General features: G+C 57.7%; 20 protein-coding genes. 19 read left to right on the top strand and 1 reads right to left on the bottom strand.

Annotated elements, in window-relative coordinates:
- Positions 1–155: 155 nt before the first annotated feature.
- Entirely contained in the window at positions 156–443 is a 288-nt protein-coding gene (locus tag COA55_RS03585; protein WP_290500682.1) for a hypothetical protein, read from the bottom strand.
- A 226-nt stretch (positions 444–669) separates the two neighbouring features.
- On the opposite strand from COA55_RS03585, the gene COA55_RS03580 reads away from it, so the two are divergent.
- From COA55_RS03580 to COA55_RS03490, 19 genes are all read left to right on the top strand, one after another.
- Positions 670–867, top strand: a complete 198-nt coding sequence (locus COA55_RS03580; protein ID WP_290500681.1) for a hypothetical protein — start codon at positions 670–672, stop codon at positions 865–867.
- Entirely contained in the window at positions 864–1208 is a 345-nt protein-coding gene (locus COA55_RS03575; RefSeq protein WP_290500680.1) for a hypothetical protein, read from the top strand. Before COA55_RS03580 ends, COA55_RS03575 begins: the two co-directional genes overlap by 4 nt.
- A gap of 181 nt (positions 1209–1389) precedes the next feature.
- Entirely contained in the window at positions 1390–1515 is a 126-nt protein-coding gene (locus COA55_RS03570; RefSeq protein ID WP_290500679.1) for a hypothetical protein, read from the top strand.
- A gap of 163 nt (positions 1516–1678) precedes the next feature.
- The gene (locus COA55_RS03565; RefSeq protein ID WP_290500678.1) at positions 1679–3523 is read left to right on the top strand and encodes a replication endonuclease; all 1845 of its coding nucleotides are present in this window, start codon (positions 1679–1681) and stop codon (positions 3521–3523) included.
- Positions 3524–3538: 15 nt separating this feature from the next.
- The gene (locus tag COA55_RS03560) at positions 3539–3718 is read left to right on the top strand and encodes a hypothetical protein (protein ID WP_290500677.1); all 180 of its coding nucleotides are present in this window, start codon (positions 3539–3541) and stop codon (positions 3716–3718) included.
- Positions 3715–3930, top strand: a complete 216-nt coding sequence (locus COA55_RS03555) for a hypothetical protein (RefSeq protein WP_290500676.1) — start codon at positions 3715–3717, stop codon at positions 3928–3930. The genes COA55_RS03560 and COA55_RS03555 overlap by 4 nt, the downstream gene beginning before the upstream one ends.
- 44 nt (positions 3931–3974) lie before the next feature.
- On the top strand, positions 3975–4292 hold the full coding sequence (locus COA55_RS03550; RefSeq protein ID WP_290500675.1) for a hypothetical protein: 318 nt from the start codon (positions 3975–3977) through the stop codon (positions 4290–4292).
- Positions 4293–4295: 3 nt separating this feature from the next.
- Complete coding sequence (locus tag COA55_RS03545) at positions 4296–4805, top strand: hypothetical protein (protein ID WP_290500674.1); 510 nt, start codon at positions 4296–4298, stop codon at positions 4803–4805.
- On the top strand, positions 4795–5436 hold the full coding sequence (locus COA55_RS03540) for a hypothetical protein (protein WP_290500673.1): 642 nt from the start codon (positions 4795–4797) through the stop codon (positions 5434–5436). The genes COA55_RS03545 and COA55_RS03540 overlap by 11 nt, the downstream gene beginning before the upstream one ends.
- Before the next feature lie 300 nt (positions 5437–5736).
- On the top strand, positions 5737–5892 hold the full coding sequence (locus COA55_RS03535) for a hypothetical protein (RefSeq protein WP_290500672.1): 156 nt from the start codon (positions 5737–5739) through the stop codon (positions 5890–5892).
- A gap of 13 nt (positions 5893–5905) precedes the next feature.
- Positions 5906–6754, top strand: coding sequence for a major capsid protein P2 (locus COA55_RS03530; protein ID WP_290500671.1), 849 nt, complete (start codon positions 5906–5908; stop codon positions 6752–6754).
- Between the two features lie 10 nt (positions 6755–6764).
- Complete coding sequence (locus COA55_RS03525; protein ID WP_290500670.1) at positions 6765–7076, top strand: hypothetical protein; 312 nt, start codon at positions 6765–6767, stop codon at positions 7074–7076.
- 32 nt (positions 7077–7108) lie between these two features.
- Positions 7109–7297, top strand: a complete 189-nt coding sequence (locus COA55_RS03520; RefSeq protein WP_290500669.1) for a hypothetical protein — start codon at positions 7109–7111, stop codon at positions 7295–7297.
- Positions 7273–7734 (top strand): hypothetical protein, encoded by a 462-nt coding sequence (locus COA55_RS03515; protein ID WP_290500668.1) that lies wholly within the window; start codon positions 7273–7275, stop codon positions 7732–7734. Before COA55_RS03520 ends, COA55_RS03515 begins: the two co-directional genes overlap by 25 nt.
- Complete coding sequence (locus tag COA55_RS03510) at positions 7632–8111, top strand: hypothetical protein (RefSeq protein WP_290500667.1); 480 nt, start codon at positions 7632–7634, stop codon at positions 8109–8111. The genes COA55_RS03515 and COA55_RS03510 overlap by 103 nt, the downstream gene beginning before the upstream one ends.
- Positions 8111–9559: a hypothetical protein gene (locus COA55_RS03505; RefSeq protein ID WP_290500666.1), complete on the top strand. Its 1449-nt coding sequence runs from the start codon at positions 8111–8113 to the stop codon at positions 9557–9559. Before COA55_RS03510 ends, COA55_RS03505 begins: the two co-directional genes overlap by 1 nt.
- Complete coding sequence (locus COA55_RS03500) at positions 9559–9972, top strand: hypothetical protein (protein ID WP_290500665.1); 414 nt, start codon at positions 9559–9561, stop codon at positions 9970–9972. Before COA55_RS03505 ends, COA55_RS03500 begins: the two co-directional genes overlap by 1 nt.
- Positions 9972–10562 carry a hypothetical protein gene (locus COA55_RS03495; protein ID WP_290500664.1) on the top strand — a complete coding sequence of 197 codons (591 nt, stop codon included), beginning with the start codon at positions 9972–9974 and terminating at the stop codon, positions 10560–10562. The genes COA55_RS03500 and COA55_RS03495 overlap by 1 nt, the downstream gene beginning before the upstream one ends.
- Complete coding sequence (locus COA55_RS03490; RefSeq protein ID WP_290500663.1) at positions 10562–10834, top strand: hypothetical protein; 273 nt, start codon at positions 10562–10564, stop codon at positions 10832–10834. Before COA55_RS03495 ends, COA55_RS03490 begins: the two co-directional genes overlap by 1 nt.
- The last annotated feature ends 1 nt before the right edge of the window (position 10835 follow it).

Here is a 10835-nt window from a genome sequence, read left to right as displayed (position 1 = left end):
AATGATTACAAGCTTTGCGTTGTGTGGGCGCTCTAGAGGAGCGTGGTGGGTACCCAGCGGGAATTTCGGTGTGTGCCCATAACGCCATTACTGCGCATAATGTATAACAAGTTAACTACCCGGCATCGAGGCCGGGTAGTTGTAACTGTCTGATTCTATGCGACTATTTGCTCTGCTATGTGTCGCCAGTGCTGCGACAAAGTGACGTTTCCTTTCTTCTCTGCCCGCTCCACTTGAAGCCACAAAATGACCGATTCCGGGTCAATATTGAGCAGTTTTGCGGCCCGGATGCCTACCTCATCATCCATCACAGTTTGGCGGGTATACCAGCAGCGGGCACCCTCGCGGGTGACGCCTAGAGCTTTTGCAAGTGCATAGTGGGAATCCTTGCCAATCAATGACTTAACGCGATCAGCAAGAGAAATCGTGTTGAGATTTTCCATAGTTGCGACACCTTTTAAACACCGGGGAACAGACAGACACCACTCTGTCAAGAGGCCGTAGCCTCACGGGTACTCTACCGACAATTGCCCGTTGCCGGTAGTTGGGTGTTGGCAGTTGCCATGGGTGTTGCCGTTTGCCTATTGTGTTCTGGCCAACCGGGAGACGGGCCACCATGGCCCCGATCCCGGCGGCACACCGAAGAACAACACCACGAGGTTGGCACCTATGGAAATCATTCAGATAACACCGGAAGAGTTGAGAGCGACGGCTGAGAGCCTGCGCCTGTTGCTGCCTGAGGCGGTGGCCGGATCAGTGGCAAAGATTCAGGACGTGGCCAGCAAATACGACAAGCTGGCCGACAAGCTGGACGCCGATAGGTTGGACGCTATGACGTTCTGCGCCGCCAAGGGGGTGCAGGCATGAAAACCCTTCGCGAAACCTGCGCCGCCTGGCTGGAAAGAAGCCGGCCAGCGGATCCTGAATCAGCCGTTTGGGCCGAGCTATCAGCAGCGCAACAGCTTTTCATTCTGCGCGGCCTGGGCCTCGATCCCGACCGCCTCACCATGCACAACATGAGCCGCCGCGAACGCGCAAAGCTGATGGAGTGCATACGCGCATGGGCGGGCACCGCCGAGCGCCTGCAGGGCATTTTGCACACCTGCAGAGCCGAACAGCAGCGCGAACACCTGACCCTGGTGGCGGACATTGACCGCCAGACCCTACCGCAAGCCCCGGCACCTGCCCGGAAGGGGCAGGCGGCATGATTGAGTCTCTATTTGTTGAGTCTCTATTTGTGGCTGTGGTCTTCTTTGTGGCCTTCTGTTTTGGTGGCGCTTTTGGGTGCTTGATCGTTCGGGTAAAGCTCGCCGAAATTATGGAGAATGAAAGGCGGAAAGGTTACAGAGAGGGGTTAAGGGTCGGAAGGGCGACAGGATTTTTAGAAGTGTGGCAAAAGCGGAGGGCGGAGAAGTGATGTATTCCCCCGAATCCGTAAACCGAGCCCGCCATGTGGCCCATGGCCTGGTGATCATCGGTTCCCTGTTCATGTGCGGCTGGCAGGGGGTGGCGTGATGCGATTGACGGCAGAGTGGTACAGGGAGCAGGCCGCAAGGGCGCGGCATTTGGCAAGGGTTATAAAGTTTTTCGAGGGTGAGGACTCGGCCCTTGTGGCGTCTCTTTTGAGTAAATCTGCTGAGTGGAGCAATAGAGCAGAGCAGAAAGAGAGTTGCGGCAAATGATCAGCACTGCCACCACACCGCCACACCTTGCCCGCCTGGCCGTTCTGGCTGGGCACTTTGGCGACACAATCCCGAATGATGAGTTTGGCACTGCGGAGCAAAACCTACCATGGGCCGCTGACTTTGCTGGCCCTGCCTGGGGCGATGTGGGCCGGGGCTACCTGAAAGCGGCAGAGCGACACGGCTATGTGAAAGCCAATCGGCAGATGCACGAGTTTTCGCCCTTGATCCGTGAGGATTTATACCTGGCGGCGGATGATGCCGACATCCGGGCGTTCTGTGATCGCCGGGTGAAAGAGTGTGCCCGTTTGATGCAGAACGGCGGGATGGTTAGCGGCTTGAATGAGTGCTGCTTGGTGGCGACCCGGTACGGCCTGGCCTGGCCGGTGCCTGATGAGGTGGAAGAGTGTGAGCTGATTGCCTGGTCTCGTCGGCTGGTGTGCAAGTTGTGGTGGCGTCGCCAGATTCGCACCTTGCAGGCCCGTGAAGTGGGGCGGCTGGCGCGGGTGCGTGGGCAGGTGGCGAAGTATCGGCAGGCGTACATTGATGACTGGAATCTTAACCGGTATCGGGCGGCGCAGGTTCGCAACCTGGAGACGCTGGAGCAGGTGGTGGCGACCAATGAGGAGGGCCAGGAATACACGCTTGCCCAGTTGGCCGAGCTGGGGCCGTCCAACCTGACCAACCGCCGTCACGAGCTGATGGTGAGAATGCGGGGATTTGAGGAAGTGGCCGAAGGCCGTGGGCATGTGGGCGAGTTCTGGACGTTCACCCTGGCCAGTCGCTGGCACCGTATGCGGTGGATTCAGCGGGCCAATAAGCCGGTGAAAAACTCCCGTTGGAAAGGGGCGGACCCGAAACAGGCGCAGGAGTGGCTTTGCAAGCTGTGGTCACAGATTCGTGCCTGCATGGCCCGTAATGGCATACGTATCTACGGTTTCCGGGTGGCAGAGCCGCACCATGACGGGTGCCCCCATTGGCATCTGCTTGTGTTCATGCATCCTGCGGATCGTGACGACGCACGGCGCATATGCAGCCGCTACCTGCTGAAAGATGACCCGAACGAGCCAGGCGCGAAAAAGTATCGATTCGATGCCAAAGCGATTGACCCGGCCAAGGGCACCGCAGCGGGCTACGTTGCCAAGTACATCGCCAAAAACACTGACGGCGCGAACCTGAACGAGCAGGACGACGATAGCGGCCTGGATATGGCGCAGGGTGCGGAGCGGGTTAGGTCGTGGGCCAATTCATGGAAGATTCACCAGTTCCAGCAGATCGGCGGCCCGTCCGTGACCGTGTGGCGGGAGCTGCGTCGGCTGTGGGCGCAGAGTGAGCCGGGATTGCAGGCTGATCTGTTCGGTAACCAAACCGTGGAAGCTGCAGGCCAGGCGGCGGATAAAGGGGACTGGGCGTCATTCGTTGAATACATGGGCGGCCCCACGCTGCCCCGTGACGCACGCCCGGCCCGTCCTGCCTATTGGACAGAGTGCGAGGACTTGGACCCGGAAACCGGCGAATTGCTGCCGGGTACTACCTGCTACGGCGACCCGGCGAGAGGCCAGGTATTTGGGCTGTGGATTTGGGAGCGAACCGGGGGCACGGATCAGGCGCGGGAGCGCCCCTGTTTGACTCGCTTCTATCGGTGGGAGATTGAACACCGGAAGCCGAAACAGCGTGAGGTGCCGGTGTTGAGTCGGTCAGATGATGACCTGGCGGGGGTGAAAGGCGTCCCGTCCTGGTTGAAGGAGTTGGCCGGGAGGCTGTCCGGACAAGGGCAGGGCATCGCGGCGCGGTGGTCTTGTCCTTTTAGCGGCGCAGCCGCCTTGGACTTGTGTCAATAACTGTACGGGGGTCGGATGAAGGAAGCGGACTATAGGGCATATTTTGAGGAAAACGGTTTGATTGAAAAGGCGGGCGCATGGTTATCAGATAACCCGAAGCCGAAGGGGTGGCGCGGCGGGAAGTATTCGTGGGCTTACACGGAAATGACCGTGTATCCGTGGGAGCAATTCAAGGTTAGGAAGGTGCGCAAATGAATGGTTTATTTTTAGCTCTATGCGGGCTGCTCTTGGTGGGGTCTGTGGTCGGTTTGCATGATTACCACATTTACAGCAAATGCAATTACTACGGCCAGAAAACCGGTAAAGCCGTTGAATATCGCCCGTTTGATACCTGCTATGTAGAGAGCGGCGGGCGCTTTATGCGATGGGATGAGTACAAGGCGTATCTAAAAGGGGGCGGGAAATAATGGCGGTAAAAAATAACGCACAAGTAGCTGAAATTGAGTGCCCTATGTGTCACGGCACCGCGTCGGTGCATAGCTGCATGATCGGGCGGGGCGCAAAAAAAGAGGCGCTTTATATTCGCTGTGGCACCGTCTCGAACGGTTGCGGCTGCATCCAGCCCTACGGCCCAACCGGCCAGCAATTCATCCGTGACAACCTGCGCAACCCCGTGGGCGACCTGGCACCAGCCCCGAAAACCGAAAAGGTGGCCGAGCCTGAGCAGCCAGCGGCAAACGCTGGCGAGTGGACGCCGGAAGAAACCGAAACCCCGGCGGTAAAACCGGAAAAACGCGGCATTCTGGCCGCACTGTTGAGAGAGGAATAACCGATGACCGCACGCAGAAAACCAGCACAGAAACCGGAAGAAAAACCGGAAGAGCAGCAGACAGCGGCCAACGATGACGGCCAGCCGGAGAAGGAGCGGGAAACCGAAAATAAAACCTATGATGCCATTGATGCGGCCATTGCTGACGAAGAGGGCAAGGCCAAGGAAGGCGAATGGCAACCGGGACAGGGCGCGGCCAACGATGACAAGCCAGAAGACACCGTGGGCGTGCAGGAAATTAAGGCCCTGACTCAAATGGCCTTCGCGGTAGCGGCGGCACGGTTCGGGCCACATTGGAACCTGAGCAACGATGAAGCCCAAGGCCTGGCCGAAGCGGGCGACGCGGTGGCCCAAAAATACCTGGGCAACGTGACCATGGGGCCAGAGGCGGCGCTGTGCATTACCGCCGGTATGATCATTCTGCCTCGCGTGGTGCTGACGCTGAACCAGCCGGAAAAACCGGAACCGAAACCGGAAAAAACCGGAACCGAAGGGGGCCAGGGTGGCGATTAACCGGAACGGGAAACATGACGCCCGCCATTGCGTCATCATCGCATCCACGGGGGGCGGTAAAAGCCAGTCACTGAAAAACCTGATACCCCGGCGCGGTGTCCGGCTGGTGGCGTTCGACCCGGACAACGATCACGGGTGTATCGCCTACGACAGCTTGGGCAAGTTCGCAAAGGCCCTGAAAGCGGCAGATAAAAGCGGGAAAAACTACCGGATATCCTACACGGGCGCTAAGAAGCCGGAACAGTTCGAGGCGTTCTGCGCTATGGCCTGGGAAGTGCTGGACGGCAACAAGGAAACGCACGTAATCCTTGAGGAAGCGGCGCAATTCACGGCCAGCAGCGGCCCCGCGCTGGAAAGCCTGGGGAATCTCATGCTCAGGGGGCGGAAGTACGGCGCGATAATTTACACCATCGGGCAGCGGGCGGCAGAGCTGCCGACCACGGTACGCAACAACAGCGCGCATAAATACGTGGGGGTAATGGAAGGCTTGGATGATGCAAAGTCGGCGTCAAAACTGGTTGACGTAAAACCGGAAATTCTTATGAAGACACCGCCCAAGGAGTTGAGGTTCTGGCACCGGGAAACCGGAAGGGAGCCTGAATATATCCAGTTTAAGTACATGGGTGAGTAAAGAATTAAACCTAAAAAACAGGTTTTAGGGGCTTCGGCCCCTTTTTTTATGCTTGACCAAAAACCGAAACCCCATGGTTCCCTGATTACTTACCGACACCTTACCGGCCTCACCAGCCGGGAATCCAGGGAAGGGAGCGCGCAAGGATGCGTTTTTATTTCCGGTTTTTTAATTGGCAAGCATGGGAATTTTACCGATGAGCAAAAGCCGACTGATCACCGTAGCCATGGCCGTAGCCGCCATTGCGATCATCAACCGCGTTCCTCAGGCGCGAAAACTGGTTAACGGCCAGTAATCGCCATGAGTGAACAGCCGCTACGCTACATCAAGCGCAACACGAACCCGGAAATCGTTGTTTCAGGGATTGTAACGGCGCTGGCCGTGGGCCTGGTGTTCGTGGCGTTCAAAAAATCAGGCATTGGCGCGCTAAAAGCGGTAGCCGGTGCTGCAAAGTAAGGGACGACTTGCAATGAATGGCATTTTGGCTATTGAGCGCAACGAGGTTAAACTCCTCAGCAATTCCGGTATTTCCGCCGGTGGTACTGCCTATTTCCGGTTTAATCCCGGTCTGCGCTACCACGGTCTGGTGGTGAAGTATTCCGGCACCCTGGCCGACTATCCCGAGCTGCGGGTAATGGCCAACACGGAAACCATCCGCCGGGTTTCCTTTGCGGAACAGGACATGATGAACCAAACCGATGGCCTGGCGGCTGCATCCGGTTTCCTGTTTATCCCGTTCGATTCCCTGGGCATGCGAGTGCGTGAGGGCGAGGAAGAAACCGCCCTGAATGTCGGTCGTCCGGCTGGCATTGCAGAAATGCAGCCCAACGAAATCACCAGCGCAGAGCTGCAAATTGATATTGCAGAATCACCGACTGCCACCCCGTCGCTGGAAATTTGGGCCACCGTGTCCAATGCCCTGCCGGGTGGCGCTGGTCTGGTTCGCCATATCGTCAAAACCAACCGCCCCGTGCAGGGTGCCGGTGAATTCGATGTGCAGGACCTGAGCCACGGCAAGCCTAACCGCGCCTGGTTGCGTCGCGTGTTCTTCAAGTCCGAAGACATGAATCAGCTGGAAATCTACCGCGAAAACGTGAAGATTTTCGAGCGAACCCGCGCCGTGAACACCATTAATCTGTCCAACGGCATGCGCAACCAGCAAAGCGGCTGGACACTGATTGACAAGTGTGAAGACGGTTATGCCGGTTCCAAAATCAACACCATTGGTGTGGCGGACTTCCGCATTCGCCTGGGCATGACTGATGCCGCAAGCAATATGCCGGTAATCACCGAATGGCTGGGCACGCTGAAAGCATAAGGGGCCGTTTATGAGCTGGATGGACAGCATTAAGGGTTCCTTGGGCGACTTCGCGGGAAGCGTGGGCGATACCGTGTTGGGTGGCGCACAGGACTGGGTAGGCAATGAAATCGGCAACTGGTCAAACAGTAACACCGAGAACAGCGCCAAACCGGAAACCGTGCGCCCCCCGGCGGGCACCGCGCCCCCTACCGGTGACGCAAAGCAGAGCATCGAAGCGGCAGACCAGATGCAGGCCACCGCTAACAAGCTAATGAAGTACGGCGGTTATGCCCTGGCGGCTGCGGCGGCGTATCTCATTATCACCAAGGTTAAGGGGTAGCCATGATCGGCGGGATGATGGCAGGCGGCGGAATGTCCGCCAGTTCTGGTGCCAGTTCCGGCACGGGTGACTCCGTACTAGGGCCGATTGATCAGGGCGGGCCGGTCGTTAACTTCGGCATGCCAGCCACCAACACCGGGCTAGCGGGAATCAACGTGCAGCAGTTGGCCATGGTCGGCGCTGCGGTGGCCGTGGTGTGGATGATCAGCCAGCGCCGGTAAAGGCCACCACCTGGACGGCTGACGACTGCAAAGAAATCAGCCGCGCCGGGGGAGCCGAGCAGGCCGAGCAACTGCGCCAAGCCTGGCAGCGCCATGAAGTGGCGTTATTCCGCACCAGCACCGCCCGCATGGTGGTGGAAGCGGTGAAGGATCAGCAGGGCGTGGCCCTGGTGGTCTGCGCCGTGGCTGGTACCAACTGCGCCCCGCTGATCGGCTGGCTGTGCGACCTGGCAAAAGAAAAAGGAATAGGGCGAGTCACCGCCAACGCAAGGACAGCAAGCCGCGCCCGCCTGTATATGCGATGGGGCAGGCACTTTGAACGGCAGGGCCGTATATGTCGAGCAGCAGCAGCAGTAGTAAAAATCAATCCAGCGTTACAAACATTCGCGAGGATTACATTTTTAACAACGCCGGGGGCGGAACGTCTGCCAACGTAGGCCAGGCGGACCGGGTTGTTAACAACATCACCACCGCTGACCCGGAAGTGATGCGCGATGCCCTGGCGGCAATTTCCGCCACGTCACAAGATGCCTTTTCTCAAGCGTTCGGTTTCGGGGGAACTGCCCTGGACAGCATGGCGGACACCGCAAGCAACGCACTCACCAGCAATAGCGACGTGATGGCCCAAGCCCTGGACGGCTTGGAAAATCAGGCCTTCTGGTCGAACCAAGCCATCGAGCAATCACTAGGCACCCTGAAAAGCATTGGCACCGGTGGCACCAGTGATGCCGCTGCCGCTATCACCGCCGGTATGAAATTTATCCCCCTGGCTGCGGCGGTTGCCGTGGGCCTGTATGCGTGGAGCCGTAAATAATGCGCGAGATTCGCACAACTCTACTGCCCAACGGTGAACAGCAAGTGCAAGCCGGTGGTGATTTTGTCTACGTCGATTATGTAGACCGTGAAATCAAATTGATGATTCACGACCAGGTCATCACCGTTAACCCCGGCGACAAGGTGCGCCCTGCGCGCCCGTTCAAGTCCGTGACCGTAATCAACCCCGACGACACCAACCCCGTGGCCGTAGTGCTAAAAGTGGGTGAGGGTGATTACAACAGCCAGATCATTCGTGGTGAAGTCACGGTGCAGTCAGGAATCAGAAAGGCTGACGGGCAGTGGATTGATGACAGCAGGGCAGATCTGCCGTTAAGGGTGAATATCACGGGAACGGATCAACGGCAGTTTGATCAGTGGGAGTTAATGAAGGAGTTTTCCGTAGCGGGTAAGACAACATCACAAGTGATAACACTGATCGCGCCGGATCGGCTGTTGTTGTGTCCAGATTCAAACAGCAGCGGATCGCTATATTCTGAAGTAACAGGATGGCCAGATAACCCGGTTGTGACGGATAGGCCCGAAATTTATGGGCGTGGACAGGGCTTTATTATTGGTAGTCGGCTGTTCCTGCCTGATTTCTCGGGCGGGGCTGATCGGGTGATTGTTTATCGGATTTATTCTCTCGTGACGCACAGAGCGCTTGGCAGCCTGACAACGGAAGCGCCTTTTGTTCAGAACCCCAATACGCCTTTGTTGCTATGCGCCGCCTGTGATGGGGATGTGATTTATCAGGCGCAAAAGCAAACGATATTTGCGATTAACGCCAGAACCGGCGCGGTAATGTCGAGCGTGACACTGGCAACGTTTCCGCGCTCCATCGTCTTGCATGGTGGATATGTGCATGTTGTGGATACACAAGGGCAGGTCGTTTTCCTTTCTAAAGTGGGCGGGCTGGAATCGGTAGACACTGCGCTGGCGACCATTCCGACCTATGACAGTATCTATGATGGATACCCTGCCTGGCGTCAAAACTCCGGGGCAGTGTATATACCAGGAACGGAAACCATGGTGGTGCCCCGGTTTGTGCAAAATGGCGTGCCCATTGTGTTGCGCGAATTCTCGGCAATTGACCGTGATATAAGGCTTTTCGGCAAGGTGTCGAATTGCTCCGGGGCTGGTCTGTTCAAAAGCAACAATAAGGACTGGGGCACCAATGCCGTTATCGGTGTCGATGTGCTGCCAACCGGCCAAGTGCTGGTGGAGGGTGAAGTAATTCGCGCCGTGCTGGAGATTTACCTGGGCCGATTTGTGCGCCCGGATTATCTGGATTTTGTGTATCAAGTGGTTTTTGAGAACGAATCAGGATATGCGCCGCGAACGGTTTCATCTGGGGGTCAGTCATTCAAGGCCGCGAACATAGAAGACAGTTTTAGCTGTGAGTTTCCGCAAAAAATCAAAATCACACTCCGAGAGGGAATCATCTAATGGAGTTCGTAAACACTACACAAATGGAATTCGAGCCAGGCGCGGCGGGCGGCATTAGTCTTGCTGTTGCTGAGGAGGCATATTCTACGCCGGTACACCTTCGCCCGAGCCTGGGCGACCTGTCCCGCCTGAGCTATATCCGCGCAAAGTGGGCCGTAGACCTGGACACCACAGCAGCCGGAACGGCTGACGTAACGGTGCAATTGAAGGCGGGCGCGACAGTCGTGGCAGAACGGCAGTTCCCGGCAGTGTCCGGGCGCGTGGGTGAGCTGTTGGAAGTGGATATTTCCGCTGTACCCGGTTCGGCGGCGCTGGCTGTGCATGTAGTGGTGGACACTCTGGAAGCGGCAACGGAAGCCAGCCTGAAAAGCTGGTTGCAGGTTGAGCATCCGCTAGTTATTTCCAACTGCTAATGATTCGCCTGCTAGCCCTGGGCGGGCTGGCCGCTGGCGTGTGGTTGGCCAGCAGGCCAGCCAGCGCCACCGCGAACAAGCCAGGCGGCTTGCTGGATGGGTTCGACCTGTCCGGCCTAAAAATTGATATTCCGTTCTTAACCGGGGGCAGCATGGAAGCGCCGAACCAGTTTTACGACAAGTCGTTGCCGCGAGGCATCCGCAACAACAACCCCGGCAACATTCGCAAGAGTGGCGACGCATGGCAGGGCCTGGCCGATATCCAGCCTGATAGCGCGTTCTTTTCCTTCGCTGATCCCGTGTATGGCATTCGCGCCCTGGCAAAGATCATCCGCAACTACCGCGACCGCTACGGCCTGCACACCGTAGAGGGCATCATTAACCGCTGGGCACCGCCAGTAGAAAACAACACCGGGGCCTATGTGAACGCCGTGGCCGCAGCCGTAGGCGTCGGCCCAAACCAGCCGCTGGCCTTCGATGCCGGCCAAATGCGTGCCCTGGTGTCGTCCATCATCCAGCACGAAAACGGGCAGCAGCCCTATAGCGCCGCCACCATTGATGACGGCATTGCACGGGCCGGGTGGGCGTAATGGCCGTATTCACCGACAAGCAGCTATTAGCGGTCGGCGCGGTTGCAGCGGTGGGCGTGTTCCTGGTCTGGCGCAAACTGCCAGCCCTGGGCGAAGCCGTTAACCCGCTGAACAATGAAAACGTGTTCTATGAAGGCGTGAACGCCGTGGGCGAATCAGTGAGCGGCCAGGAAGGCTGGTCGCTGGGATCGTGGATTTACGATATCACCCACCCAAACGAGGCCGAAGAACTGGGCCTCACCAACAACACCGACACCGTAACCGGGGGATAAA

The organism is Alcanivorax sp., from assembly GCF_002733835.1.
GTDB lineage: Bacteria > Pseudomonadota > Gammaproteobacteria > Pseudomonadales > Alcanivoracaceae > Alcanivorax.
Note: the sequence above shows the minus strand (reverse complement) of the source record. Positions and strands in the feature narration are given on the sequence as shown.

Bases quoted from the DNA above. Each gene is read 5' to 3' on its own strand.
- COA55_RS03545 (WP_290500674.1), top strand. From the start codon at position 4,296: ATGACCGCACGCAGAAAACCAGCACAGAAACCGGAAGAAAAACCGGAA.
- COA55_RS03500 (WP_290500665.1), top strand. From the start codon at position 9,559: ATGGAGTTCGTAAACACTACACAAATGGAATTCGAGCCAGGCGCGGCG.
- COA55_RS03520 (WP_290500669.1), top strand. From the start codon at position 7,109: ATGTCCGCCAGTTCTGGTGCCAGTTCCGGCACGGGTGACTCCGTACTA.
- COA55_RS03495 (WP_290500664.1), top strand. From the start codon at position 9,972: ATGATTCGCCTGCTAGCCCTGGGCGGGCTGGCCGCTGGCGTGTGGTTG.
- COA55_RS03510 (WP_290500667.1), top strand. From the start codon at position 7,632: ATGTCGAGCAGCAGCAGCAGTAGTAAAAATCAATCCAGCGTTACAAAC.
- COA55_RS03555 (WP_290500676.1), top strand. From the start codon at position 3,715: ATGAATGGTTTATTTTTAGCTCTATGCGGGCTGCTCTTGGTGGGGTCT.
- COA55_RS03580 (WP_290500681.1), top strand. From the start codon at position 670: ATGGAAATCATTCAGATAACACCGGAAGAGTTGAGAGCGACGGCTGAG.
- COA55_RS03575 (WP_290500680.1), top strand. From the start codon at position 864: ATGAAAACCCTTCGCGAAACCTGCGCCGCCTGGCTGGAAAGAAGCCGG.
- COA55_RS03560 (WP_290500677.1), top strand. From the start codon at position 3,539: ATGAAGGAAGCGGACTATAGGGCATATTTTGAGGAAAACGGTTTGATT.
- COA55_RS03550 (WP_290500675.1), top strand. From the start codon at position 3,975: ATGTGTCACGGCACCGCGTCGGTGCATAGCTGCATGATCGGGCGGGGC.
- COA55_RS03490 (WP_290500663.1), top strand. From the start codon at position 10,562: ATGGCCGTATTCACCGACAAGCAGCTATTAGCGGTCGGCGCGGTTGCA.
- COA55_RS03525 (WP_290500670.1), top strand. From the start codon at position 6,765: ATGAGCTGGATGGACAGCATTAAGGGTTCCTTGGGCGACTTCGCGGGA.
- COA55_RS03530 (WP_290500671.1), top strand. From the start codon at position 5,906: ATGAATGGCATTTTGGCTATTGAGCGCAACGAGGTTAAACTCCTCAGC.
- COA55_RS03585 (WP_290500682.1), bottom strand. From the start codon at position 443: ATGGAAAATCTCAACACGATTTCTCTTGCTGATCGCGTTAAGTCATTG.
- COA55_RS03565 (WP_290500678.1), top strand. From the start codon at position 1,679: ATGATCAGCACTGCCACCACACCGCCACACCTTGCCCGCCTGGCCGTT.
- COA55_RS03535 (WP_290500672.1), top strand. From the start codon at position 5,737: ATGAGTGAACAGCCGCTACGCTACATCAAGCGCAACACGAACCCGGAA.
- COA55_RS03505 (WP_290500666.1), top strand. From the start codon at position 8,111: ATGCGCGAGATTCGCACAACTCTACTGCCCAACGGTGAACAGCAAGTG.